The organism is Streptomyces sp. NPDC047079 (assembly GCF_040643755.1).
Classification (GTDB): domain Bacteria; phylum Actinomycetota; class Actinomycetes; order Streptomycetales; family Streptomycetaceae; genus Streptomyces.
In genome coordinates this window covers 399,086-425,051 of sequence record NZ_JBEYUZ010000004.1, presented here as the reverse complement: position 1 = coordinate 425,051, position 25,966 = coordinate 399,086, and the positions used below count along the sequence as shown (strand labels likewise).

Genomic DNA, 25,966 nt, shown 5'->3' with positions numbered 1-25,966 from the left:
CCCGTCGCGGATGTCCTTTTCGTAAACGACGGCGAAACCCTGGACCCTTCTTGCCTGCACAATCCCGACAGGGGAAGATCACGCCCAGGTCTCGACTAGGCTGGCCACGCTGTGAACAGCAGCCGACTCAGAGGGGAAGCATGGCGGCGCGACACGAGGAGATCGCCGACGAACTGCGGCGGGCGATCGACCGCGAGGAGTACACGGTGGGCAGTCTGCTGCCCACGGAGACGGATCTCGCGGCCCACTACGGCGTCTCCCGCGGCACGATCCGCCAGGCGGTCGCGGCCCTGACCGCCGAAGGGCTCATCGGGTCCCGGCAGGGCGCCCGCCGGGTGGTGCTGGCCAGCCGCCGCAGCCAGAGCTTCGCGGAGCTGCGCAGCTTCGCGCAGTGGGCCCGCGCCATGGGGCGCGAGGCGACCGGGCATGTGGTGCGGCAGGAGTACCGGCCGGCCGCCAAGGAGGACGCGGTACGGCTCCAACTGGCGGAGCGCACACCGGTGTTGCACGTGCTGCGGGTGCGCGGGCTGGACGGCGAGCCCGTGCTGCTGGAGCGCACCGTGTACGCCGACTGGATCTCCCCGGCGGTGGAGTCCATCGAGCCGGACTGCCCCTCCGTCACCCAGCGGCTCTTCGAGGACACGGGCCTGGTGTTCGCATACGGCGAGCACATCATCGACGCCGTCGCGGCGGGCGCCCAGGACGCCGAACTGCTCGGTGTACGCAGGGCCGGCCCGCTGCTGCGGGTCCGCCGGGTCACGACCACCCGCGAGGGGCGGCCGGTGGAGTGGTCGGACGACCGCTACCGCTCGGACGCCGTGAGCTTCAGCGTCCACAACTCGATAGGGAACAACGCGCTGGCCCGGAAGACCGCGGAATAGGGCTCGGGATGTGCCGATTCCTGCCGGGTGCGGGCCGTCCTGGGCCGGTCGCGCGGTTTGCCCGGGGCCCTCGGGCGCGCAGGAGCGGCCGCCCGGGAGGGTTTACGTCGGCGATCCCGACGAGAACCGGCGCAGCAGCGGCGACAGCACGAGCACCGACTTCGTGCGCTCCACGAACGGCTCCCCGGCGATCCGCTCCAGCACGCGCTCGAAGTGGCGCATGTCGGAGGCGAAGACCTGCGCGATCGCGTCCGCCTCACCGGTGACGGTGGAGGCGGCCACGACCTCCTGGTAGCGCTCCAGACCCCGCTGGATGGTCTCCGGCGACGTGTTGCGCCGGCAGTAGATCTCGACGAACCCCTCGGTCTCCCAGCCGAGCGCCCCCGGGTCCACCCGGACCGTGAACCCGGTGATCGCGCCGGTGGCGCGCAGCCGGTCCACCCGCCGCTTCACGGCGGGCGCGGACAGGCCGACCAGATACCCGATGTCCGCGTAGGAGCGGCGGGCGTCCTCGGCGAGGGCGTGGACGATGCGTTCGTCGAGATCGTTCAGCAAGGCGGGTGGTTCACTTCTCTACGGTGACTGCGGGTGCCGTGGGCTCCGCGGCGGACAGCCGGGAACGCCGGTAGCCATACAGGAAGTAGAACATGAGCCCGACGGCCATCCAGACCCCGAAGACCACCCAGGTGACGGTCGACAGGCTGCCCATCATCCACACGCAGAGCGCGAAGCCCAGCGCGGGCAGCACCGGCGACAACGGCACCCGGAAGGTACGGGACATGTGCGGACGGGTCCGGCGCAGCACCACGACCGCGATATTGACCAGCGCGAAGGCGAACAGCGTGCCGATGCTCGTGGCGTCGGCCAGCTGCCCGAGCGGGATCGCCGCCGCCAGGACACCGCAGAAGGCGGAGACGATGACGGTGTTGGCGCGAGGTGTGCCGGTCCTGGGGTGCACCCGGGAGAAGACCTTGGGCACCAGGCCGTCCCGGGACATCGCGAAGAGGATGCGCGTCTGGCCGTAGAGCACGGTCAGCACGACGCTCGCGATGGCGATGACCGCGCAGGCCGCCAGCAGCGTGCCCCAGAACGTCTGTCCCGTGACGTCCTTCATGATCTGGGCGAGCGCCGCCTCCGAGTCGTTGAACCGCTTCCAGGGCTTCGCGCCCACGGCGACGGCGGCGACGACGACGTACAGCGCCGTCACGATCACCAGCGAGAGCATGATCGCGCGCGGCAGGTCGCGCTGGGCGTTCTTGGCCTCCTCACCGGCCGTGGAGGCGGCGTCGAAGCCGATGTAGGAGAAGAAGAGCGTGGCCCCGGCAGCGCTGACCCCGGCCATGCCGAGCGGCATGAAGTTCGCGTAGTTGCCGGAGCGGAAGCCCTGGATCCCGATCAGGCAGAACAGCAGCAGCGCGGCGATCTTCACACAGACCATGATCGTGTTGGCGCGCGCCGACTCCCTGGCACCGCCGAGCAGAAACGCCATGGCCAGCAGTACGACGATCAGCGCGGGCAGGTTGAAGATGCCGCCGTCACCGGGCGGGGCGGACAGAGCGGCCGGGATGGTGACACCGATGGTGCCGTCCAGCAGCTCGTTGAGGTACTCGCCCCAGCCGACCGCGACGGCGGCGACCGACACGCCGTACTCCAGGACCAGACACCAGCCGCAGATCCAGGCGATCAGCTCACCCATCGTTGCGTACGCATACGAGTACGAGGAACCGGAGACCGGGATCGTGCCCGCCAGCTCGGCGTAGGACAGCGCGGAGAACAGCGCGGTGAGACCGGCGATCACGAAGGACAGCGTCACGGCCGGACCGGCCTTCGGGACGGCCTCGCCGAGAACCACGAAGATGCCGGTGCCGAGCGTGGCACCGATGCTGATCATGGTCAGCTGCCACAGCCCGAGCGAACGCCGCAGCGTTCCTCCCTCGCCCTGGCCGCCCTCGGCGACCAGGCGTTCCACGGGCTTACGGCGCATCAAACGCGCACCGAGGCCGGGTGAGGGCGTTGCCGGATGACTGGGGGACTGCGGGGGTGCGCCTTGGTCGAGCACGCGTGGGCTCCTTATCGCTGCTGGTCAAGGGGGCAGGCGCGGACCGGCGGCACCCGGGGACGGGGACCACCGAGCGGGGTCCTCGCCACGCACGTACAGCGCATGACCCTATGAGTCCGCCCTTCACGGGCGTAATGCAGCAACCTTGCGCACCGTCGCAAGATCCTTGCGTTCATCGGGAAGTGGCGGAATTTTGTTGCGCGAGCCCTTTCGATGTTTGCGCCGGTCGATCACCGGGGCTGCCCCCTCCCCCCGTCCCCCGGCCGGCGGCCGCCGTCCGCCCGGGCATGCGGACGGCCCCCGCTCCCCGTTTCCGGGGTGCGAGGGCCGTGGCCGAGGACGTCGTCCCGTCAGCTCCAACTGGCGTGCAGCGGCTTGCCCTCCGCGTAGCCCGCCGCGCTCTGGATGCCCACGACGGCCCGCTCGGCGAACTCCTCCAGGGAGCTCGCGCCGGCGTACGTGCAGGAGGAGCGGACGCCCGCGATGATCGAGTCGATCAGGTCCTCGACGCCCGGGCGGGCCGGGTCGAGGAACATGCGGGAGGTCGAGATGCCCTCCTCGAACAGCGCCTTGCGGGCCCGGTCGTACGCCGACTCCTCCGACGTGCGGTTGCGGACCGCGCGCGCCGACGCCATGCCGAACGACTCCTTGTAGAGGCGGCCGCCCGCGTCCTGGTGCAGGTCGCCCGGGGACTCGTAGGTGCCCGCGAACCACGAGCCGATCATCACATTGGACGCACCCGCCGCCAGTGCCATGGCGACATCGCGCGGATGACGGACGCCGCCGTCCGCCCAGACGTGCTTGCCGTGCTTCCTCGCCTCGGCCGCGCACTCCAGCACCGCCGAGAACTGGGGCCGGCCGACGCCGGTCATCATCCGCGTGGTGCACATGGCACCGGGGCCCACACCGACCTTGACGATGTCCGCTCCGGCCTCGATCAGGTCGCGCACGCCCTCGGCGGCGACGATGTTGCCCGCCACCAGCGGCACCTTCGCATCGAGCGCCCGCACCGTCCTGATGGCGCTGATCATCGACTCCTGGTGGCCGTGCGCGGTGTCGATCACGAGGGTGTCCACACCCGCGTCGAGCACCTGCTTGGCCTTGCCCTCGACGTCACCGTTGATGCCGACGGCGGCGGCGACGCGCAGCCTGCCGTGCGCATCGGTGGCCGGGGTGTAGAGCGTGGCGCGCAGGGCGCCCTTGCGGGTGAGGATGCCGGCGAGCTTGCCCTCCTTGTCGACGGCGGGCGCGTAACGGCGGTTGGCGCCGTCGAGGACGTTGAACGCCTCACCCGGGTCGATGTCGGCGTCGAGCAGCAGCAGGTCCTTGGACATGACCACTTCGAGCTGGGTGAAGCGGTCCACTCCCGAGAGGTCCGTGTCCGTGACCACGCCGATCGGCCGCTGCTCCGCGTCGACGACCACGCCCGCGTTGTGCGCGCGCTTGGGCAGCAGCGCCAGGGCGTCGGCGACGGTCTGGTGCGGGGCGAGCACGATCGGGGTGTCCAGCACCAGATGACGGCTCTTGACCCAGGAGATGACGTCGGTGACCACGTCGATCGGGATGTCCTGCGGTATGACGACCAGCCCGCCGCGCCGGGCCACCGTCTCCGCCATACGGCGGCCGGCGATCGCGGTCATGTTGGCGACGACCAGCGGGATGGTGGTGCCCGTACCGTCCGGGGCGGAGAGGTCCACGCCCTGCCGGGAGCCGACCGCCGAGCGGCTCGGCACCATGAACACGTCGTCGTACGTCAGGTCGTAGGCGGGCTGGATGTCATTGAGGAAACGCACGTGCTGCACATCCCAGTCGATCAGAGGCGGCCCCCGGACAGGTCAGCCAGGGGGAAGAGCACGTACTTCATTGTCCCATGGCGGCACTCGTCCGGACCCCGGCCAATCATCCAGGCAGGTCAGAGGCTCCTTCGTGGGATCCTCCAAGCTCGAGCGCCACGGACAGCTCCGGCGTCCCCTCCACGGCCTCGGAGAACACCTCCTCGGCGATCCGCCACTCCTCGGGCCGCTCCTTCGCGTACGCCCGCCAGCCCCGCACGACGAGCAGCAGGCCCCGCTCCATGGCACCGGCGGGCCAGACGGAGAGGTCGGTCAGCGAGTCGGCGAGCGCGTCCCAGTTGCGGCCGAACCACTCGGGGAGGTCCAGGGCGCGCACGACCCGTTCCATGAAGGCGGCCTTGTCGGTGGCCCCCTCGAGGTCGAGCGCGACCACGAGGCGGCCCCGCAGGTCGTCGGTCATCTCCGCACCGCCCTGAACGCGTCGTAGTGATCCTCGATGTGATCGTCGAGGTAGTAGACCTCGCCGCACCGCCCGTGACAAGGCGCCGGGCCCCGCGCCGGCTGCCCTGTGGAGCGTCCCCCGCGCGCGGGGGACGCCACTGGACGACGTGCCCGCGCCTACACGGCGTGGTGCCGTCACGGCCGTCCCTTCCCGTCCGGGCGGCCGCCAGGTGCGCGACCACGCCCGGGCGTCGGCCCCGTGGAGCCGCGCCCGGGCCCAAGGCCCCCCTCAGGGCCCTCAGGGCGCCGTCGGGGTCCTCATGGACCCTCGGGGCCCCCAGGGGCCGTCCGAGCCCCCGGAGACCGTCTGAGCCCTCAGGGGCCGTCGGGGTCCGCCCGGTGCAGCGCGGGGGTCGGCGTCGGGCCCACCGTCATCAGGGAGTCCGCCGCCGCCGTGTCCGTCACCAGGCTGGTGACGAGGCCGGAGCGCAGTACCGCGTCGATGGCGGCCGCCTTCCGCTGCCCGCCCGCGATCGCGACGACCTCGGGGATACGCCGCAGCTGGTCGGCCTTGACCGTGATGCATCGCTCCCCGAGGTCCCGTCCGACCCGGCGGCCCTCGGCGTCGAAGAGGTGCGCGGACATCTCGGCGGCGACACCGAGGGACGCGTAGTGGGCGCGCTCCTCCTCGGTGAGCATGTCGTGCACCGTGGAGATGCCGGGCTCCCAGGAGCCGATGGAGACGCAGGCGACCGTGACCTTGTCGAAGTACTCGAAGGCGCGAGCGATCCCCGTCTGGTTGCGGAGGGCGGCCGCGGTCGCCGCGTCCGGCAGCAGCATCGGCGCGTAGATCGGGTGCGCGTCGCCGCCCGAGACCTGCGCGGCGCGGCGAACGGCCTCCACCGAGCCGCGCTCGGCGGTCCCGGCGTCGTACACGCCCGTCAGCTGCACCACCGTGCAGGGCGGCAGCCGGTCAAGGGCGGCCGCCATGTGGATGGTCGACCGGCCCCAGGCGAGCCCCAGCACATCGCCCTCGGTCACCAGTTCGCCGAGCAGGTCGGCGGCCACCTCGCCCAGGTTCTCGGGATCGGGCGACTCCTCGGCCTCGGCCGGGGACTCGACCACGACGGCGTGTCTGAGGCCGTAGCGGGCGCGCAGCGCGTCGGAGCGCTCCGCGTCCAGCTCGGCCGGAACACGGATCTCGATCCGTACGAGATCCCGTTCGAGGGCGGTCTCCAGGACCCGGGCCACCTTGAAGCGGCTGACGCCGAACTCCTCCGCGATCTGGATCTTGGACTTGCCCTCGAGATAGAAGCGACGGGCCATGGCCGCCGCCTGCACCAGCTCAGCGGGTCCCATCCGCATGGCTGACCGGCCCGCCGACATACCCGACACGGCCATCTCCTCACTGCTGTTCACACTCTGCATTCGCCGTTCATCCTTGCAGATCCGGCGGATTCGATCAGCCCGGACGGACGGCGTTCAGGTTCCGTTGGCTCAGTCGTCGCACGCCCAGGACGCACGGGCCGTCGCCGCCTGAGCCTGGGTGCGTAGTGCACGTACCGCCGCGGCCGGGTCCGCCGCCCCGTACACCGCCGAACCGGCCACGAAGACGTCCGCTCCCGCCTCCGCGCACCGCTCGATGGTGGAGGCGGAGACGCCGCCGTCGACCTGCAGCCAGAGCTCGAGGCCGTGCTTGCTGATCAGCTCACGGGTGCGGCGGATCTTGGGCAGCATGATGTCCAGGAACGCCTGACCGCCGAATCCGGGCTCGACCGTCATGATCAGCAGCATGTCCAGCTCGGGCAGCAGGTCCTCGTACGGTTCGATGGGCGTCGCAGGCTTGAGCGCCATGGAGGCCCGGGCGCCCTTGGCCCGGATCTCCCGGGCGAGTCGCACGGGCGCGCCGGCCGCCTCGACGTGGAACGTGACCGATCCGGCACCCGCTTCGACGTACTGCGGCGCCCACCGATCGGCGTCCTCGATCATCAGATGGCAGTCCAGCGGGGTGTCCGTCGCCCGTGCCAGGGCCTCCACGACCGGCACGCCGAGCGTGAGGTTCGGGACGAAATGATTGTCCATGACGTCGACGTGGAGCCAGTCGGCTCCCTCCACGGCCTTCGCCTCCTCGGCGAGGCGGGCGAAGTCGGCGGACAGGATGCTGGGGTTGATCTGCACGGCCATGCACCAAGCCTGCCATGCCCGGCTCCGGTCGCTCTCCCCGGTCCGCGCCAAGGGGCTTGGCCGGTCCGACGACGGGCGACGCGCTCCGCACGGCAGCGCCCCGCCCCGCGCCGGCACGGTCGTCCCGCCGGGTGCCGGAAACGCCCCACCACGCCCTGACGAACCCGCCGGGGCCCCGTACCGCACCGCGGCACGCACACGCCGGGCCCTGTACCGCACCGCGGCACGCACACGCCGGGCCCTGTACCGCACCGCGGCACGCACACGCCGCCCGGCCCGGATGTCAGGCAGTGCGGCGGACCAGCGCCAGATACATCGCGTCGGTGTCGTGCAGATGCGGCCACAGCTGCACGTCGGGACCGTCGCCGAGGGCGGGTACGCCGGGCAACAGCGGCCGGGCGTCGATGAGTTCCGCGTCGCGGTACTGCTTGAGGACGTCGTCGACCACGGCCCGGGTCTCGGCGAGGTGGGGCGAGCAGGTGGCGTAACCCACGACGCCCCCGACCCGCACGGACTCCAGGGCCGTCCGCAGCAGGCCACGCTGGAGGGGCGCGAATCCGTCGAGGTCCTCGGGCCGGCGACGCCAGCGGGCCTCGGGCCGTCGGCGCAGCGCACCGAGCCCCGTGCAGGGCACGTCCATCAGGACCCGGTCGAAGGAGCCGGGGCGCCAGGGCGGCCGGGTCCCGTCGGCGGCGATGACCTGGTACGGCCCCGGGTTTCCGGCGAGCGCCCGGGCCACCAGGCCGGCCCGGTGCGGCTGCTTCTCGGAGGCGAGCAGCGTGGCGCCGCGCTCGGCGGCGAGGGCGGCGAGCAGCGCGGCCTTGCCGCCGGGGCCGGCGCATCCGTCCAGCCACCGCTCGTCCGGCCCCTGGAGGGGCGCGTTCGCGAGGGCGAGCGCGACGAGCTGGCTGCCCTCGTCCTGGACGCCCGCACGCCCCTCCCGCACGGCCTCGACGGCCCCGGGGTCACCGCCCTCGGTGAGCCGGACGGCGTACGGCGACCAGCGGCCGGGGACCGCGGCCTCCTCGCGCAGCAGCTCCTCGGCGCCGGCGCGGCCGGGCCGGGCCACGAGCGTCACCTCGGGCCGCTCGTTGTCGGCCTCCAGCAGGTCCTCGATCCCGGCACGACCGCCGCCGAGGGAGTCCCACAGGGCGGAGACGACCCAGCGAGGATGCGAGTGCACGACGGCGAGGTGGTCCTCGGGATCCTGGTCGTAGGGCGGAGCGACCCGTTCCAGCCAGCCGTCGAGGTCGTGCTGGGCGACCTTGCGCAGGACGGCGTTGACGAACTTGGCCCGCCCGTCACCGAGCACGACGCGGGCGAGCTCGACGGTGGCGGACACGGCGGCATGGCTGGGGATCCGTGTTCCCAGCAACTGGTGCGCGCCGAGACTGAGTACGTCGAGCACCGGCGGGTCGACCTCGCGCAGCGGCCGGTCGACGCAGGCCGCGAGGATGGCGTCGTACGTCCCCTGCCGGCGCAGCGTCCCGTACACCAGCTCGGTGGCGAGCGCCGCGTCCCGTCCGTCCAGGTCGCCCTTCTCGCGTGCCTTGCGCAGCAGCGGCGGCAGGACGAGGTTCGCGTAGGCGTCCCGCTCGTCGACGGCCCTCAGCGCGTCGAAGGCGAGGATGCGGACGGGGTCCTTCTTGGGCCGGCGGTAGGGCTTGCCTGGCGTGCGGGGACGACGGGACTGGTCGCTCACGAAAAAGGTGCTCCGGCTATGGGACGACGTGTACCTCCCAGCGTACGTCCGGGAGGTGACGGGCAGGCGGGGAGGTCAGCCGCCGAGGGTCTCCGAGGCGCCGATCCGCACCCCGCGCGCCCAGTCCGCGGCCTGCATCGGCTTCTTGCCCTGGGCCTGCACCCACACCAGCTCCACGGCGTGGGAACCGGTGCCGACGTACACGTTGTTCTTGCCGACCGACAGCTGCCCCGGGGCGAGATCCGTGCGGTCGGGCACGGGGGTGACCTGGATCAGCTTGAGCCGCTCGCCGCGGAAGGTGGTCCAGGCGCCGGGCGCGGGCGTGCAGCCCCGCACCACGCGGTCGACGCGGAGCGCGGGCGCGGCCCAGTCCACATGCGCGTCCTCGACGGTGATCTTGGGTGCGAGAGTGACGCCCTCGGCGGGCTGCGGTACGGCCTTGAGGGTGCCGTCCTCGATGCCGTCCATGGTGGCGGCGAGCAGCCCGGCACCGGCGAAGGCGAGCCGGGTGAGCAGGTCGCCGCTGGTGTCGGTGGGGCGGATCCGCTCGGTGACGGTGCCGTAGACGGGCCCGGAGTCCAGTCCTTCCTCGATCAGGAAGGTGGAGGCCCCGGTGATCTCGTCGCCCGCCATGAGGGAGTGCTGCACGGGGGCGGCGCCGCGCCAGGCGGGCAGCAGCGAGAAGTGCAGGTTGACCCAGCCGTGGGCGGGGATGTCGAGGGCCACCCGGGGCAGCAGCGCGCCGTAGGCGACGACGGGGCAGCAGTCGGGCGCGATCTCCCGCAGCCGCGCGAGGAAGTCCTCGTCGCGGGGCCTGTTCGGCTTGAGGACCTCGACCCCCGCCTCCTCCGCCCGTTCGGCGACGGGGCTGGCGACGAGCCTGCGCCCGCGACCCGCCGGTGCGTCGGGCCGCGTGACGACGGCCGCCACCTCGTGCCGCCCGGACGCGAGCAGGGCGTCCAGCGCGGGAACGGCGACCTCGGGGGTACCTGCGAAGACAAGCCTCATGGGTGGATGACGGCCTCTCGGGCGGGAGTCGGGACGAGCCCGGGCGACTGCGGCGGGCCGAGGCGCGCGGGTAGCGCACCAGTCTATGGGGGGCCCTGGCGCCGGAAGCGCGAAGGGCGCCCCGATCCAGGGCGAATGCTCCTCACAGCGCACACCGCCTCGGGGGGCGTGCATATGGCTGCTTACGCCCCGCACCGTGACCAGAGCCCCGCCTGCGCGTTGGTCAAGAAAGAGTTGACCACAACGGGCCGCGATCGCGGCCCGATTCCTTTCAACGCCGGTTCGAGAGGCTTGTTCATGGCCGACCACGCAACCCACGACGCCCAGGCTCGGGCCAGCCTGCACCTGCTGGTGCGGGACATCGAGCGGGTCCGCCGACAGGTGGACGCGCTGCGCACCCTCACCGCCCAGTTGGGCAATGTCTATCGCCCGCGCCGCTCCGGCCCGTCCACGGGCTTCGTCGTCTACGGACGTGCCCCCGCCCCGACCGTCCGGCTCGCCCAGGAGCTGCGGGACAGCGTCGAGACCCTGGTGACGGCGGCCGTGGACTTCGACCGCTCGCTCGGCTTCTCGTGGGACGCCGTGGGCTCCGCGCTCGGCGTCACCAAGCAGGCGGTCCACCGCCGTTACGGCGCCCGCCGGGCCGCCGCCCAGGCGGCGCCCGAGGCCGAACGCTCGCCCGAGCCGACCGGCAACCGCGCGCTCAACGTCGGCGCGGGCCTCCCGACCGTGCCCGCCGCCCGCTCGATGCCGACGCAGCCCACCGCGGGCAGCCCCACGCTCCGCGACGAGGTGCGCCCGTCGGCCTTCCCGGGCCCCCGCAACGGCTGAGTCGGCCTCCGCCTGCCTCCCGGCCACCGGGAGGCAGCCGTGCGCCCGCGCCGCACATCACGCCAAGGGCGGGGGCCCTACGGCGGACAACGGGACGGAACCGGGCGCCCTTCAGCCGATGTCCGGCGGGTCGATCCGAATCCGCACCGTCTCGCTCCCACCGCTGCCGCCACGGGCCATCCTGGCCGCCAGCGCGGTCTTCAGCGCTGCGGCCAGCGCCGCTCCGCTCCCGGGTGGCACCCGGATGAGCGCCCGCTCCCACCGCTCCCCCGGTGGCGGCCCCCCTGGCCGCCGTGGCCGCCCGGCCTCGGTGACCGGCGCGGGCACGGGTCCGAGCACCTCGGCGTCCGGCGGCAGTCCGGCACCGGCGAGAAAGCCCGCGACGGCCTCGGCCGGACCCGAAACCGCAGCCATCCGCGACACCGGCGGAAAGCCCAGCTCCGCCCGCTCGGCCAGCTCCCGCACCGCGTGCCCGACGGGGTCCCACCGGACCAGCGCCTGAACGGGCCGCAGCGTCGGCTCGGCGACGGCCACCAGGGTCCCGCCCGCCGACTGCGGCCGGACGAGCGCGCCCGCGCCGATCCAGCGCCGCAGCGCCTCCTCGCCCGCCCGCAGATCCGGCCGCCCGAGCATGGCCCATCCGTCGAGCAGCAGCGCGGCCGCGTAGCCGCCCTCGGCGACGGGCTCGGCCCCCGGTGTGCTGACGACCAGGGCGGGGGTGTCCGGAACCGTGTCCAGCACCTGCTCGCGCCCCGAGGTCCGCACCGGAACGGCCGGGAAGGCGCGCCCCAGCTCCTCGGCGGTCCGCCGGGCGCCCACGATCTGGGCGCGCAGCCGGAAGCCGCCGCACTCCGGGCAGTGCCAGGCGCTCTCCTCCCGCCCGCACCAGCCGCACCGCAGCTCCCCGGCGTCCTGGGCCGTCAGCGGCCCGGCGCAGTGCCGGCAGCGGGCGGGCGCACGGCATTGGGCGCAGGCCAGCCGGGGGACGTACCCCCGCCGGGGCACCTGTACCAGCACGGGGCCGTGCCGCAGCCCCTCCCGTACGACCTCCCAGGCCAGTGTCGGCAGTCGGGCCGCCCGGGCCGCCTCGTCGCGTGCGAGGTCCTGGTCCCCCACGGTCCGCACGAGCGGCGCGGCGGCTCGCACCTGCTCACGGTCGGCGACGAGCGGTGCCGCCCAGCCGGTCTGGACGAGCTGGGCGGCTTCGACGGTACAGCTCCAACTCCCCAGCAGGAAGGCGCATTTGTCGCGCGACGCCCGGAGCTCCAGGACCTCGCGGACGTGCGGGAAAGGGGCGTTGTCGTCGCTGTGGCTGGGGTCCCCGTCGTCCCAGACGACGACGAGCCCGAGGTCGTGGACCGGCGCGAACATCGCGGCCCGTGTCCCGACGACGGCCCGCACGGCCCCGCGCCGTATCGCGAGCCACTCCCGGTACCGCCGCTCCTGTCCGGCGTCGGCGGTCAGGACCGCGTGCTGTCCCTCCCCCATCAGCTCCCGCAGCGCGGCGTCGACCCGTGCGGCGGGCCGCCCCGCGGGTACGACGACCAGGGCTCCCCGGCCCGAGGCGAGCGTGGCCTGCACGGCCCGGGCGATCTCCTCCACCCACTGCGGTCCGGGCAGTGCGGTCCACACGGCCCGCGGGGCGCCGCCGGAGGCCAGGGACCGCAGGAACTCCGGCCCCCGAACGTACCGACGCCAGGATCCGGGGTCAGGCGCGGAGGGCGGCGCGGGCGGGGGGCCCATCTGCGTGGCCTCGGCCCGGCCGTGCCGCGGTGGCACAGCGAGCTGGAGCACGTCGGCGAGACTGCCCGCGTACCGGTCGGCGACGGCGCGGGCGAGCTCCAGCAGCTCGGGCGAGAGGACGGGCTCGGGTGACACGACCTGGGCCAGCGCCGCGAGAGGCCCGGTGTAGTCGGACTCGGCGACCCGCTCGACGAGGAAACCGTCGATGAGGCCGCCGCCCTCGCGCCGCCCCTCGCGCACCGTGCGCACGCCGGCCCCGAACCTGACCCGGACCCGGACCCCGGGCCGGGCCACCGCGTCCAGTTCCTCCGGCACGGCGTAGTCGAAGTACCGGTCCAGATGCAGCACGCCCTTGTCGACCAGGACGCGCGCGACGGGCAGCTCCTTGGCGAGCGCGGCCCCCCGCCAGGTACGCGGCTTGGCGCGGGGCGCCCTGGCGTTGCGCACGGCCTCACGGATCAGGGCAAGCTGCTCCGGGGGTGCGGCATCGTCCCCGCCCGCCCCTCGCTCCTGCCCGTTCCCGCTGCTCACGCTTGCATTCTTACCAAACCCCACTGACACCGCCGTGCGGGCCCGGGGCGGGCCTCGAAGCCCGCGGGTGACGCGCCGAGGCCCAGGGGTGACGCGCCGAGGCCCGGCGCCTCAAGGGCACCGGGCCTCGTGCGCAAGGGGGCGAGGGCCTACAGGCCTGCCGCCGCGCGCAGCTGCTCCACGCGGTCCGTGCGCTCCCAGGTGAAGTCGGGGAGCTCGCGGCCGAAGTGGCCGTACGCGGCGGTCTGTGCGTAGATCGGGCGGAGCAGGTCCAGGTCGCGGATGATCGCGGCCGGGCGGAGGTCGAATACCTCGGTGATCGCGTGCTCGATCTTCTCTGCGTCGATCTTGGCCGTGCCGAAGGTCTCCACGAACAGACCGACGGGCTCGGCCTTGCCGATCGCGTACGCGACCTGCACCTCGCAACGGGAGGCCAGTCCCGCCGCCACGACGTTCTTGGCGACCCAGCGCATCGCGTACGCCGCCGAGCGGTCCACCTTGGACGGGTCCTTGCCGGAGAACGCGCCACCGCCGTGCCGGGCCATGCCGCCGTAGGTGTCGATGATGATCTTCCGACCGGTCAGGCCCGCGTCGCCCATCGGGCCGCCGATCTCGAACCGGCCCGTGGGGTTGACCAGCAGGCGGTAGCCGTCCGTGTCCAGCTTGATGCCCTCGTCCAGCAGCGCCTTCAGCTCCGGCTCGACCACGAACTCACGAATGTCGGGGGCGAGCAGCGACTCCAGGTCGATGTCGCTCGCGTGCTGCGAGGAGATGACCACCGTGTCCAGGCGGACCGCCTTGTCACCGTCGTACTCGATGGTGACCTGGGTCTTCCCGTCCGGGCGCAGATAGGGGATGGTGCCGTTCTTGCGGACGTCGGACAGTCGCTTGGACAGACGGTGCGCCAGGAAGATGGGAAGCGGCATCAGCGTCGGGGTCTCGTCCGTCGCGTAGCCGAACATCAGCCCCTGGTCGCCCGCGCCCTGGCGGTCCAGCTCGTCGTCGTCGCCCTCGACACGCGACTCGTACGCCGCGTCCACACCCTGCGCGATGTCCGGGGACTGCGCGCCGATCGACACCGAGACACCACAGGACGCGCCGTCGAAGCCCTTCTTCGACGAGTCGTAGCCGATCTCGAGGATCTTGTTGCGCACCAGCGTCGCGATGTCCGCGTACGTCTTGGTCGTGACCTCGCCGGCCACGTGCACCAGACCGGTGGTGATCAGCGTCTCCACGGCGACCCGGGAGGCCGGGTCCTCGCGCAGAAGCGCGTCGAGAATGGTGTCACTGATCTGGTCAGCGATCTTGTCGGGGTGGCCCTCGGTCACGGACTCCGAGGTGAACAGGCGACGGGACACAACGCTCCCTGGGGTTGCAGCGGCTGCTGGCTGATCATTGGCGGACGGGACGGGGGCTGCGCCCGGCGTCGTCCGAGAACAGTTTATCGGTCGCGCTCCACCGCCGGCCCACCTGTCTCGCCTCTCGGGAGCCCTGTGACCTGCGGCACGGGCATTCTGCCCATGCCGCGCGCTCTTTTCCAGGGTCGCCACGCTCAAATGTGCCGGGGCTCGAGCGGGCCTCGACGGAACGGAGAAGTTCAGGCCAGGCGGGGTGCCACGAGGTCCCACACCTTCTCGGCGAGTGCTTCCTTCGGCCCGTAGGGCACCGGGGTCTCACTGCCGTCGGCGCCCAGCACCACTGCCTCGTTCTCCTCGGAACCGAAGGTCTTGCGCTCCCCCACCTCGTTCACCACGAGCAGGTCGCAGCCCTTGCGCTCCAGCTTCGCACGGCCGTTTTCCAGCACGTTGTCCGTCTCCGCGGCGAATCCGACGACGACCTGGCCCGGGCGGGCCCGGTCGGCCGAGATCTCGGCGAGAACGTCCGGATTCCTGATCAGGGCGATGGGCTCGGGGTCCTGGTCGTCCTTCTTCTTGATCTTCCCTGAGGCGTAGACGGCCGGCCGGAAGTCCGCCACCGCGGCCGCCATGACCACGGCGTCAGCGTCCGCGGCCGCCTTCAGCACCGCCTCGCGCAGTTGCACGGCCGTGCCCACCCGCACGACGTCCACTCCGGCCGGATCGGGCAGGCTCGTGTTCGCGGCGACCAGGGTGACGCGGGCCCCCCGGGCGGCGGCCGTGCGCGCCAGGGCGTAGCCCTGTTTGCCGGAGGAGCGGTTGCCGAGGAACCGGACCGGGTCGAGGGGCTCGCGGGTGCCGCCGGCAGTGACGACGACATGACGGTCCTTGAGGTCCGGCTCCCGCACGCTCCGGGCCAGCACCCGGCGGCACACCTCGAAGATCTCGGCCGGGTCGGGCAGTCGCCCCTTGCCCGTGTCGACGCCGGTCAGTCGGCCGACCGCCGGCTCGATGACGAGGGCGCCGCGGCGGCGCAGCGTCGCCACGTTCTCCTGTGTGGCCGGGTGCTCCCACATCTCCGTGTGCATCGCGGGGGCGAAGACGACCGGGCAGCGCGCGGTGAGGAGGGTGTTGGTCAGGAGGTCGTCGGCGAGGCCGTGGGCCGCCTTGGCGAGCGTGTCCGCCGTCGCGGGGGCCACGACGACCAGGTCGGCGTGCTGGCCGATGCGGACGTGCGGAACCTCGTGGACGTCGTCCCAGACCTCGGTCGAGACCGGGTGGCCGGAGAGGGCGGACCAGGTCGCGGCGCCGACGAAGTGCAGCGCGGAGGCGGTGGGCACGACACGGACGTCATGCCCGGACTCGGTCAGTCTGCGCAGCAGCTCGCATGCCTTGTAGGCGGCGATGCCGCCGCTGACCCCCAGAACGACCTTGGGCTTGTCCACCGTCTCTCCCCGGACTCGGTTACGTACATCCCCATGCTGCATCGGTGCGGGGGACGACCCCGCGCCCCCCCCGAGCAGACCACAGGCCCGGCAGGAGCGCTGCCGGGCCTGTGGAAAAACCTATCGCGGTACGGCGATATGGACGCGGCATGGCGCTATGACCTGCCGCACGGTCGGGCTTACTGCGCCGGGCCCTCGACGGCCTCGGAGGTCAGCAGACCCGCGTTGATCTCGCGCAGGGCGATCGAGAGCGGCTTCTCGTGGACATGGGTGTCGACGAGGGGACCGACGTACTCGAGGAGGCCCTCACCGAGCTGCGAGTAGTACGCGTTGATCTGGCGGGCCCGCTTGGCCGCGTAGATCACGAGGCTGTACTTCGAGTCGGTGGCCTCGAGGAGCTCGTCGATCGGGGGGTTGATGATGCCCTCGGGCGCGGTAATGGAAGAGGACACGCTCTACCTTCCGAAAGATGGGGAAAGATCAGACCTGATCACACAATCCTGATCACACAACGTTCATCAAGGCTAGCAGCTCGCGCGCCACGTCCTCGACCGAGGTGTTGACCAGGGACTCGTGGAACTCGGGCTCGGCCGCCAGCTCGATCGCGGCCGCCTCCAGGCGGCGCTCGATCACCTCGGGCGGCTCGGTGCCGCGGCCGGTGAGCCTGCGCACCAGCTCCTCCCAGGAGGGCGGAGCCAGGAACACGAGCTGCGCCTCGGGCATGGACTCGCGGACCTGCCGGGCGCCCTGGAGGTCGATCTCCAGCAGGACCGGCACGCCGGCCTCCAGGTGCTCCAGGACGGCGGCCCGCGGCGTGCCGTAGCGATTGCCGGCGAACTCGGCCCACTCCAGCAGCTCGCCGTTGGCGATCAGCTTGTCCATCTCGTCGTCGGTGACGAAGAAATAGTGGACCCCGTGCAGCTCACCGGGGCGAGGCTTACGGGTCGTCGCCGACACCGAGAGCCAGACCTCGGGGTGTTCCTTGCGCATATGGGCGACGACCGTGCTCTTGCCGACCCCGGAGGGGCCGGAGAGCACGGTCAGCCGCGGACGTTCACTCATGCAGCGATTATTCCAGCAATCCCGGAGTGCACCGGACTCAGCTGGCGGCGCCACCGAACTCGCGCTCCAGGGAGGCGATCTGGTTGGAACCGAGGCCACGGACCCGGCGGCTCTCGGAGATCCCGAGCCGCTCCATGATCTGCTTGGCGCGGACCTTGCCCACGCCCGGCAGGGACTCGAGGAGGGCGGAGACCTTCATCTTGCCGATGACGTCGTTTTCCTGGCCCTGCTTGATGACCTCGTGCAGGGAGGCGCCGGAGTGCTTGAGTCGATTCTTGACCTCGGCCCGCTCCCGGCGAGCCGCGGCGGCCTTTTCGAGCGCGGCTGCGCGCTGTTCAGGGGTAAGGGGCGGAAGAGCCACGCCTACGTCACCTCGGATGTCGAACTGTCGGATACGGACCGGTGAGGAACCTAGTCGCCCCACACCTGGGGAGCCACGAGCAACACGCTTGCCCGTTCTCTCGTCGGAGACTAGCGGGCAAGTCCGCCAGAGTCAGCGAGAACAGCGGAAAAGTCCTGGTCAGCCTCCGTCGAGACGGACTTTCCGGACATACTGCCCCGGATTTGAGGATGTATTCAGACTCAGGCGGCTCCGAGGGCACGCACCGGAGGACTCCCGCGGCGACCGCGGAACCCCTAACCGGCCGCCACGGCGATCCGGATCTCCTCCGCGAAGCGTTCCGCGGCGTCACGGAGCGCGACCACATCGGGACCGTGCCGCAACACGCCCCGGCTCACGTTCGGCACGACGTTGCGCACGGCCTTGCCGAAGACCCCGGGAAGGTCGGCCGGAGTGGCTCCCTGAGCGCCGATGCCGGGCGCGAGAAGGGGGCCGCCCATGTCGAGATCGTACGACGACAGGTCACCCAGCGTGGCGCCCACGACGGCCCCGAAGGAGCCGAGGGGCTGCTGTCCGGCGTTCTCGGCCGCGAGGTGGGCGAGCATCGTCGCGCCCACGGTCCGGCCGTCGGGGCGCAGGGCGTGCTGCACCTCGCCGCCCTCCGGATTCGAGGTCAGCGCGAGCACGAACAGCCCGGTGCCGTTCTCGCGCGCGAGGTCCACGGCCGGCTTGAGCGAGCCGTAGCCGAGGTAGGGCGAGACGGTCAGCGCGTCGGAGAACAGCGGAGCGTCCTTGTGCAGGAAGGACTCGGCGTACGCGGCCATGGTCGAGCCGATGTCGCCGCGCTTGGCGTCCATGACGACCAGGGCCCCGGCCGCGCGCGCCTCCTCGACCGCCTTCTCCAGGACGGCGACCCCACGGGCCCCGAAGCGCTCGAAGAAGGCGCTCTGCGGCTTGAGCACGGCGACGCGCTCGGCCATCGCCTCGACGACCGTGCGGCTGAACCGCTCCAGGCCCGCCACGTCGTCGTCCAGGCCCCACTGAGCCAGCAGCGAGGCATGCGGATCGATACCGACGCACAGCGGGCCACGCTCGTCCATGGCCCGGCGCAGACGCGTGCCGAAGGGTTCGAGACCTGTCATGCGGACTTCCTCACATCGGCGCCGACCGCGTCGGCGAGGGTGGCGTACGGGCTCGTGCGCAGGCGCGCCGCGAGTCCCTTGTGGAGGGCACGGCCCCAGAACGGACCCTCGTAGACGAACGCGCTGTAGCCCTGCACCAGCGTGGCACCGGCCAGGATGCGCTGCCAGGCGTCCTCGGCGCTCGTGATGCCGCCGACGCCCACCAGGGTGATGCGGTCGCCCACGCGCGCGTAGAGGCGGCGCAGCACCTCTAGGGAGCGTGTTTTCAGCGGCGCGCCGGACAGTCCGCCGGTCTCCTTCACCAGGGCAGGGTCGGAGGTCAGCCCGAGCCCCTCGCGTGCGATGGTGGTGTTCGTGGCGATGATCCCGTCCAGCTCCAGCTCCACGGCGAGGTCGGCGACGGCGTCGACGTCCTCGTCGGCGAGGTCCGGGGCGATCTTGACCAGCAGGGGGACGCGCCGGGTGGTGACCGTGCGGTCGGCGGCCTCGCGCACAGCGCTCAGCAGCGGGCGCAGTGCCTCAGTCGCCTGAAGGTTGCGCAGGCCCGGGGTGTTCGGCGAGGAGACGTTGACGACCAGGTAGTCGGCGTACGGCGCGAGCCGCTCGGTCGACTTCACGTAGTCCGCGACCGCCTCCGCCTCGGGTACGACCTTGGTCTTGCCGATGTTGACGCCCACGACGGTCCCGAAGACGGGCGTACGCGAGGCCAGGCGCGCGGCGACGGCCAGCGAGCCCTCGTTGTTGAAGCCCATGCGGTTGATCAGCGCCCGGTCGGCCACGAGCCGGAACAGACGCTTCTTGGGGTTGCCCGGCTGCGGCTCCCCCGTCACCGTGCCGATCTCGACGTGGTCGAAGCCCATCATCGCCATGCCGTCGATGGCCACGGCGTTCTTGTCGAAGCCGGCCGCGAGTCCGAACGGGCCGTGCATACGCAGCCCGAACGCCTCCGTGCGCAGCTCCTTGTACCGGGGCGCGAGGACCGCGGCGGCGAAGGTGCGCAGCACGGGGAGGCGGGCGGCGCGGCGGATCCAGCGGAAAGCCAGGTGGTGGGCCTGCTCCGGGTCCATCCGGGTGAAAACCAGACGGAAGAAAAGCTTGTACATGTCCCTGTGTCCTCACGAAGAGGGGGACACCGTTTCCGATGTCCCCCTCAAGGGCTGCTAGTCGCGGGCCGCGGTCAGGTGTTCCGCGTGTTCCTGGAGCGAGCGGACGCTCACATCACCGCGGTTGAGGGCGTCGATGCCCTGCACGGCGGCGGCGAGCGCCTGGACCGTCGTCAGGCAGGGCACCGAGCGGGCCACGGCGGCCGTGCGGATCTCGTAGCCGTCGAGGCGGCCTCCGGTGCCGTAGGGGGTGTTGACGATGAGGTCGACCTCGCCGTCGTGGATGAGCTGGACGATGGTCTTCTCGCCCGCCGGGCCGGTGCCCTCGGACTGCTTGCGCACGACCGTGACGTTGATGCCGTTGCGCTTGAGCACCTCGGCAGTGCCGGAGGTGGCGAGCAACTCGAAGCCGTGGGCGACCAGCTCCCGCGCCGGGAAGATCATCGAACGCTTGTCCCGGTTGGCGACCGAGATGAAGGCGCGGCCCTTGGTCGGCAGCGGCCCGTAGGCGCCGGCCTGCGACTTGGCGTACGCCGTGCCGAAGACGGAGTCGATGCCCATGACCTCGCCGGTGGAGCGCATCTCCGGGCCGAGGACCGTGTCCACGCCCCGTCCGTGGATGTCGCGGAACCGCGACCACGGCAGCACGGCCTCCTTGACCGAGATCGGCGCGTCCAACGGAAGCTCGCCGCCGTCGCCGTGCCTGGGCAGCAGGCCCTCCTCGCGCAGCTGTGCGACGGTCGCGCCCAGCGAGATCCGGGCGGCGGCCTTGGCCAGCGGCACCGCGGTCGCCTTCGAGGTGAAGGGAACGGTGCGGGAGGCACGCGGGTTGGCCTCGAGGACGTAGAGGATGTCACCCGCCATCGCGAACTGGATGTTGATCAGTCCGCGGACCCCGACACCCTGCGCGATGGCCTCCGTGGAGGCGCGCAGCCGCTTGATGTCGAAGCCGCCCAGCGTGATCGGGGGCAGCGCGCACGCCGAGTCGCCGGAGTGGATGCCGGCCTCCTCGATGTGCTCCATCACACCGCCCAGGTACAGCTCCTTGCCGTCGTAGAGGGCGTCGACGTCGATCTCGATCGCGTCGTCGAGGAACCGGTCGACGAGCACCGGCCGGGACGGGCTGATCTCGGTCGACTCGGCGATGTACGACGCGAGCCGGGCCTCTTCGTAGACGATCTCCATGCCGCGCCCGCCGAGGACGTACGACGGCCGTACGAGGACCGGATAGCCGATCTCGTCCGCGATGGCCTTGGCCTCGTCGAACGTGGTGGCGGTGCCGTGCTTGGGCGCCGGCAGCCCGGCTTCGGCGAGCACGCGCCCGAACGCGCCGCGGTCCTCGGCGGCGTGGATCGCCTCCGGGGAGGTGCCCACGATCGGCACGCCGTTGTCCTTCAGCGCCTGCGCGAGGCCCAGCGGGGTCTGGCCGCCGAGCTGGACCACGACGCCCGCGACCGGGCCTGCCTGCTGCTCGGCGTGGACGATCTCGAGGACGTCCTCCAGCGTCAGCGGCTCGAAGTACAGGCGGTCGGAGGTGTCGTAGTCCGTGGAGACCGTCTCGGGGTTGCAGTTGACCATCACGGTCTCGTACCCGGCGTCATGGAGCGCGAAGGAGGCGTGGACGCAGGAGTAGTCGAACTCGATGCCCTGGCCGATGCGGTTGGGGCCGGAGCCCAGGATGACGACCGCGGGCTTCTCGCGCGGCGCGACCTCGCTCTCCTCGTCGTAGGAGGAGTAGAAGTACGGCGTCTTCGCGGCGAACTCGGCGGCGCACGTGTCGACCGTCTTGTAGACCGGGCGCACGCCCAGCGCGTGCCGGACCTCGCGCACGACGTCCTCGCGCAGCCCTCGGATCTCGGCGATCTGCTGGTCGGAGAAACCGTGCCGCTTGGCCTCGGCCAGCAGCTCGGCGTCCAGCCGCTCGGCGGCGGCCAGCTCGTCCGCGGTCTCCTTGATGAGGAAGAGCTGGTCGACGAACCACGGGTCGATCCGGGTGGACTCGAAGACCTCCTCCTGGGTGGCGCCCGCGCGGATGGCCTGCATGACCGTGTTGATCCGGCCGTCCGTGGGACGGGCGGCCTCGCGCAGCAGCGTCTCCTTGTCGCCCGCCTCGCCGACGAACGTGAACTGGCTGCCCTTCTTCTCCAGCGAGCGCAGAGCCTTCTGGAACGCCTCGGTGAAGTTGCGGCCGATCGCCATGGCCTCGCCGACCGACTTCATGGTCGTGGTCAGGGTGGAGTCGGCGGACGGGAACTTCTCGAAGGCGAACCGGGGCGCCTTGACCACGACGTAGTCGAGGGTCGGCTCGAAGGAGGCCGGGGTCTCCTGCGTGATGTCGTTCGGGATCTCGTCGAGGGTGTAGCCGACGGCGAGCTTGGCGGCGATCTTGGCGATGGGGAAGCCGGTCGCCTTGGAGGCGAGGGCGGACGAGCGCGAGACACGCGGGTTCATCTCGATGACGATCACGCGACCGTCCTCGGGGTTCACTGCGAACTGGATGTTGCAGCCGCCGGTGTCCACGCCGACCTCGCGGATCACGGCGATGCCGATGTCGCGCAGGACCTGGTACTCGCGGTCGGTCAGGGTCATCGCCGGGGCGACGGTGATCGAGTCACCGGTGTGGACGCCCATCGGGTCGAAGTTCTCGATGGAGCAGACGACCACGACGTTGTCGTGCTTGTCGCGCATCAGCTCCAGCTCGTACTCCTTCCAGCCGAGGATGGACTCCTCCAGGAGCACCTCGGTGGTCGGCGACAGGGTGAGGCCCTGTCCGGCGATACGGCGCAGCTCCTCCTCGTCGTGCGCGAAGCCGGAGCCGGCGCCGCCCATGGTGAACGAGGGGCGGACGACGACCGGGTAGCCGCCGAGCCGCTCGACGCCGGCCAGCACCTCGTCCATGGTGTGGCAGATCACCGAGGAAGCCGACTCGCCGTGTCCGATCTTGCGCCGGACGGCCTCGACGACCTCCTTGAACTGGTCGCGGTCCTCGCCCTTGTGGATGGCCTCGACGTTGGCGCCGATCAGCTCGACGCCGTACTTGTCCAGGACGCCGTTCTCGTGCAGCGAGATGGCGGTGTTGAGGGCCGTCTGACCGCCGAGGGTGGGCAGCAGGGCGTCGGGGCGCTCCTTGGCGATGATCTTCTCGACGAACTCGGGGGTGATGGGCTCGACGTAGGTGGCGTCGGCGATCTCCGGGTCGGTCATGATCGTTGCCGGGTTCGAGTTCACGAGCACGACCCGCAGGCCCTCGGACTTCAGGACCCGGCACGCCTGGGTGCCGGAGTAGTCGAACTCGGCTGCCTGGCCGATGACGATCGGGCCGGAGCCGATGACCAGGACGGACTGGATATCGGTGCGCTTAGGCACGCTGGCCCTCCATCAGGGATACGAAGCGGTCGAAGAGGTAGGCGGCGTCGTGCGGGCCCGCGGCGGCTTCGGGGTGGTACTGGACGCTGAAGGCCGGCCGGTCGAGCAGCTGGAGGCCCTCCACCACGTCGTCGTTGAGGCAGACATGGGAGACCTCGGCGCGGCCGTAGGGGGTGTCGGAGACCTTGTCGAGCGGGGCGTCGACCGCGAAGCCGTGGTTGTGCGCGGTGACCTCCACCTTGCCGGTCGTACGGTCCTGCACCGGCTGGTTGATGCCGCGGTGGCCGTACTTCAGCTTGTAGGTGCCGAAGCCGAGCGCACGGCCGAGGATCTGGTTGCCGAAGCAGATGCCGAACAGCGGCGTCCTACGCTCAAGGACGGCCTGCATGACGGAGACGGGGTGGTCGGCGGTGGCCGGGTCGCCGGGACCGTTGGAGAAGAACACGCCGTCCGGGTTCACCGCGAACACGTCCTCGGCGGTCGCCGTCGCGGGCAGCACATGCACCTCGATGCCGCGCTCGGCCATGCGGTGCGGGGTCATCCCCTTGATGCCGAGGTCCACCGCGGCGACGGTGAACCTCTTCTCCCCGATGGCGGGGACGACGTACGCCTCCTTGGTGGCGACCTCGGCGGAGAGGTTCGCACCCTCCATCTCGGGGGCCTGGCGGACCTCGGCGAGCATGGTGCCCTCGTCGGGCAGCGCGTGGCCGGAGAAGATCCCGACGCGCATGGCGCCGCGCTCGCGCAGATGGCGGGTCAGCGCCCGGGTGTCGATGCCGCTGATGCCTACGACGCCCTGGTGGCGCAGCTCCTCGTCCAGCGAGCGCTTGGCGCGCCAGTTGGAGGGCACGCGCGCGGGGTCGCGCACGACGTAGCCCGCGACCCAGATCCGCTGCGATTCGGGGTCCTCGTCGTTGACACCCGTGTTGCCGACGTGGGGGGCGGTCATCACGACGACCTGGCGGTGGTACGAGGGGTCGGTGAGGGTCTCCTGGTAGCCGGTCATGCCGGTGGAGAACACGGCCTCGCCGAACGTCACCCCCACGGCCCCGTAGGCGCGGCCGCGGAAGATCCGGCCGTCCTCCAGGACGAGTACGGCGGGAGCCTTCGAGGCTCCCCTGGTGGAGGTGGTCATCGTGCGCCTTCCATCTTGTTGATCATCTGGTTCAGGGTGTCGACCCAGTCGTTGTGCTCGGCCGCGCGGTCGGAGCGGAAACCGGAGTCGAGCAGCTTGCCGCCGTGCTCCCAGGTCACGATCAGCAGTCCGCCCTCGGTGAGGACCTTGCCCGCGATGCCCTTGTCGAGCCGGGCCCCGCGCAGCCGCTCGGCGGGGACGAAGAAGTCGGTCGCGCCGGGGCGTACGACATCGAGGCCGGCGTCGGTCAGCGTGAGCTCGGCCCGGCTGCGTGAGCCCAGGCCGTGGGCCACGATGCGGTCCAGCCACTGCCCGGCGGTGGTGGAGCCGTGGTAGCGGCCGCTCATGCTCAGTTTCGCCGGGCCCGCGTCCTGGGGCGCGGTGGGAAGCTCGGGCAGGTCGCCCTGGAGGGTGCCGCGCCACTTCCAGCCCTCGCGCATCAGCCAGTAGACGAGCGCGATGAACAGGGCGAGCCCCACGAGCCAGCCGATGCGAGCGGCCCAGTCGGTCACTTCCGCCGATTTCTTCTCGGCGGCGAGCAGGATTACAGGTGTCACGCGAGCTTCCCGTCGACGAGCGTGGCCTTGCCCCGGAGCCACGTGTGGGTGACACGGCCCGGCAGCTCACGGCCCTCGTACGGAGTGTTGCGGCTGCGCGAGGCGAAGCCCGCGGGGTCCACCTGCCCACGGTATGCCGTGTCCACGAGCGTGAGGTTGGCGGGCTCGCCTGCCGAGACGGAGCGGCCGTGGCCCGTGGCCCGTCCGATCCTCGCGGGCTTGACGGACATGCGGTCGGCGACACCCGCCCAGTCGAGCAGGCCGGTGTCGACCATGGTCTCCTGCACCACGGACAGCGCGGTCTCCAGGCCGACCATGCCCATGGCAGCCGCGGCCCACTCGCAGTCCTTGTCCTCGTGCGGGTGCGGGGCGTGGTCGGTGGCGACGATGTCGATCGTGCCGTCGGCGAGCGCCTCGCGCAGCGCCAGCACATCGCGCTCGGTGCGCAGCGGCGGGTTGACCTTGTAGACCGGGTTGTAGGTGCGCACCAGCTCGTCGGTGAGGAGGAGGTGGTGCGGGGTGACCTCGGCGGTGACGTCGATGCCGCGGGACTTCGCCCAGCGCACGATCTCGACGGACCCGGCGGTCGACAGGTGGCAGATGTGTACGCGGGAGCCGACGTGCTCGGCGAGCAGCACGTCCCGGGCGATGATCGACTCCTCTGCGACCGCGGGCCAGCCGCCGAGCCCCAGCTCCGCGGAGACGATGCCCTCGTTCATCTGGGCGCCCTCGGTGAGCCGCGGCTCCTGCGCGTGCTGGGCGACGACGCCGCCGAAAGCCTTCACGTACTCCAGTGCCCGGCGCATGATCACCGCGTCGTCGACGCACTTTCCGTCGTCGGAGAAGACGGTGACGCCGGCCGCGGACTCGTGCATGGCTCCCAGCTCGGCGAGCTTCTTGCCCTCCAGGCCGACGGTGACGGCACCGACGGGGTGGACGTCGCAGTATCCGTGCTCCCTGCCCAGCCGCCAGACCTGCTCGACGACGCCCGCGGTGTCCGCGACCGGGAAGGTGTTGGCCATGGCGAACACGGCCGTGTAGCCGCCGCTCGCGGCGGCCCGGGTACCGGTCAGGACGGTCTCGGAGTCCTCTCGGCCGGGCTCGCGCAGGTGGGTGTGCAGGTCGACGAGGCCCGGGAGCAGCACCTTGCCGTCGGCCTCGACGACCTGCGCACCCTCGGCGGACAGTCCCGTACCGACCGCCTCGATGATCTCACCGTCGATGAGGACGTCCTGCGGCTCGCCGCCGAGCACCCTCGCACCACGGATCAGGGTCTTGCTCATGTGTC

The 25,966-nt window shown here is 71.7% G+C and carries 22 protein-coding genes; 2 read left to right on the top strand and 20 right to left on the bottom strand.

Annotated elements, in window-relative coordinates:
• The first annotated feature begins 140 nt into the window (after positions 1-140).
• Positions 141-881 carry a GntR family transcriptional regulator gene (locus ABZ823_RS08970; protein WP_361655769.1) on the top strand — a complete coding sequence of 247 codons (741 nt, stop codon included), beginning with the start codon at positions 141-143 and terminating at the stop codon, positions 879-881.
• Between the two features lie 102 nt (positions 882-983).
• On the opposite strand, the gene ABZ823_RS08965 is transcribed toward ABZ823_RS08970, so the two are convergent.
• The 8 genes from ABZ823_RS08965 to fmt all read right to left on the bottom strand — a co-directional run bounded on the left by ABZ823_RS08965 (position 984) and on the right by fmt (position 10,068).
• Positions 984-1,436, bottom strand: coding sequence for an Lrp/AsnC family transcriptional regulator (locus ABZ823_RS08965; protein ID WP_361655766.1), 453 nt, complete (start codon positions 1,434-1,436; stop codon positions 984-986).
• Between the two features lie 10 nt (positions 1,437-1,446).
• Complete coding sequence (locus ABZ823_RS08960) at positions 1,447-2,940, bottom strand: amino acid permease (RefSeq protein WP_361655763.1); 1,494 nt, start codon at positions 2,938-2,940, stop codon at positions 1,447-1,449.
• A gap of 350 nt (positions 2,941-3,290) precedes the next feature.
• The gene (locus ABZ823_RS08955; RefSeq protein ID WP_361655760.1) at positions 3,291-4,733 is read right to left on the bottom strand and encodes a GuaB1 family IMP dehydrogenase-related protein; all 1,443 of its coding nucleotides are present in this window, start codon (positions 4,731-4,733) and stop codon (positions 3,291-3,293) included.
• A 106-nt stretch (positions 4,734-4,839) separates the two neighbouring features.
• Positions 4,840-5,193, bottom strand: coding sequence for a barstar family protein (locus tag ABZ823_RS08950; RefSeq protein ID WP_361655758.1), 354 nt, complete (start codon positions 5,191-5,193; stop codon positions 4,840-4,842).
• 356 nt (positions 5,194-5,549) lie between these two features.
• The gene (locus tag ABZ823_RS08945; protein WP_361655896.1) at positions 5,550-6,593 is read right to left on the bottom strand and encodes a sugar-binding domain-containing protein; all 1,044 of its coding nucleotides are present in this window, start codon (positions 6,591-6,593) and stop codon (positions 5,550-5,552) included.
• Between the two features lie 78 nt (positions 6,594-6,671).
• Entirely contained in the window at positions 6,672-7,358 is a 687-nt protein-coding gene (gene rpe / locus ABZ823_RS08940; RefSeq protein WP_361655755.1) for a ribulose-phosphate 3-epimerase, read from the bottom strand.
• Positions 7,359-7,641: 283 nt separating this feature from the next.
• On the bottom strand, positions 7,642-9,060 hold the full coding sequence (locus tag ABZ823_RS08935; protein ID WP_361655753.1) for a transcription antitermination factor NusB: 1,419 nt from the start codon (positions 9,058-9,060) through the stop codon (positions 7,642-7,644).
• Between the two features lie 75 nt (positions 9,061-9,135).
• Positions 9,136-10,068 carry a methionyl-tRNA formyltransferase gene (gene fmt, locus ABZ823_RS08930; RefSeq protein WP_361655750.1) on the bottom strand — a complete coding sequence of 311 codons (933 nt, stop codon included), beginning with the start codon at positions 10,066-10,068 and terminating at the stop codon, positions 9,136-9,138.
• A 297-nt stretch (positions 10,069-10,365) separates the two neighbouring features.
• On the opposite strand from fmt, the gene ABZ823_RS08925 reads away from it, so the two are divergent.
• Positions 10,366-10,899: a hypothetical protein gene (locus tag ABZ823_RS08925; protein ID WP_361655747.1), complete on the top strand. Its 534-nt coding sequence runs from the start codon at positions 10,366-10,368 to the stop codon at positions 10,897-10,899.
• A 111-nt stretch (positions 10,900-11,010) separates the two neighbouring features.
• On the opposite strand, the gene ABZ823_RS08920 is transcribed toward ABZ823_RS08925, so the two are convergent.
• The 12 genes from ABZ823_RS08920 to ABZ823_RS08865 form a co-directional block, all read right to left on the bottom strand.
• A complete protein-coding gene (locus ABZ823_RS08920) occupies positions 11,011-13,173 on the bottom strand; it encodes a primosomal protein N' (protein WP_361655744.1) in 2,163 nt (720 codons plus the stop codon).
• A 149-nt stretch (positions 13,174-13,322) separates the two neighbouring features.
• Positions 13,323-14,531, bottom strand: a complete 1,209-nt coding sequence (metK, locus tag ABZ823_RS08915) for a methionine adenosyltransferase (protein WP_361655741.1) — start codon at positions 14,529-14,531, stop codon at positions 13,323-13,325.
• Positions 14,532-14,770: 239 nt separating this feature from the next.
• On the bottom strand, positions 14,771-15,973 hold the full coding sequence (gene coaBC / locus ABZ823_RS08910; protein ID WP_361655738.1) for a bifunctional phosphopantothenoylcysteine decarboxylase/phosphopantothenate--cysteine ligase CoaBC: 1,203 nt from the start codon (positions 15,971-15,973) through the stop codon (positions 14,771-14,773).
• Between the two features lie 179 nt (positions 15,974-16,152).
• Positions 16,153-16,425, bottom strand: coding sequence for a DNA-directed RNA polymerase subunit omega (rpoZ, locus tag ABZ823_RS08905; protein WP_003982715.1), 273 nt, complete (start codon positions 16,423-16,425; stop codon positions 16,153-16,155).
• A gap of 52 nt (positions 16,426-16,477) precedes the next feature.
• Complete coding sequence (gmk, locus tag ABZ823_RS08900; RefSeq protein WP_361655735.1) at positions 16,478-17,035, bottom strand: guanylate kinase; 558 nt, start codon at positions 17,033-17,035, stop codon at positions 16,478-16,480.
• A gap of 37 nt (positions 17,036-17,072) precedes the next feature.
• A complete protein-coding gene (locus ABZ823_RS08895) occupies positions 17,073-17,396 on the bottom strand; it encodes an integration host factor (protein WP_055492888.1) in 324 nt (107 codons plus the stop codon).
• Between the two features lie 275 nt (positions 17,397-17,671).
• Complete coding sequence (pyrF, locus tag ABZ823_RS08890) at positions 17,672-18,517, bottom strand: orotidine-5'-phosphate decarboxylase (RefSeq protein WP_361655732.1); 846 nt, start codon at positions 18,515-18,517, stop codon at positions 17,672-17,674.
• Entirely contained in the window at positions 18,514-19,620 is a 1,107-nt protein-coding gene (locus ABZ823_RS08885; protein WP_361655729.1) for a quinone-dependent dihydroorotate dehydrogenase, read from the bottom strand. Before ABZ823_RS08885 ends, pyrF begins: the two co-directional genes overlap by 4 nt.
• Positions 19,621-19,677: 57 nt before the next feature.
• Positions 19,678-22,986, bottom strand: a complete 3,309-nt coding sequence (gene carB / locus ABZ823_RS08880) for a carbamoyl-phosphate synthase large subunit (protein WP_361655726.1) — start codon at positions 22,984-22,986, stop codon at positions 19,678-19,680.
• A complete protein-coding gene (gene carA, locus ABZ823_RS08875) occupies positions 22,979-24,121 on the bottom strand; it encodes a glutamine-hydrolyzing carbamoyl-phosphate synthase small subunit (protein WP_361655724.1) in 1,143 nt (380 codons plus the stop codon). Before carA ends, carB begins: the two co-directional genes overlap by 8 nt.
• Positions 24,118-24,678 (bottom strand): hypothetical protein, encoded by a 561-nt coding sequence (locus ABZ823_RS08870; protein ID WP_361655721.1) that lies wholly within the window; start codon positions 24,676-24,678, stop codon positions 24,118-24,120. The genes carA and ABZ823_RS08870 overlap by 4 nt, the downstream gene beginning before the upstream one ends.
• On the bottom strand, positions 24,675-25,961 hold the full coding sequence (locus ABZ823_RS08865) for a dihydroorotase (protein WP_361655718.1): 1,287 nt from the start codon (positions 25,959-25,961) through the stop codon (positions 24,675-24,677). The genes ABZ823_RS08870 and ABZ823_RS08865 overlap by 4 nt, the downstream gene beginning before the upstream one ends.
• Positions 25,962-25,966: the final 5 nt, after the last annotated feature.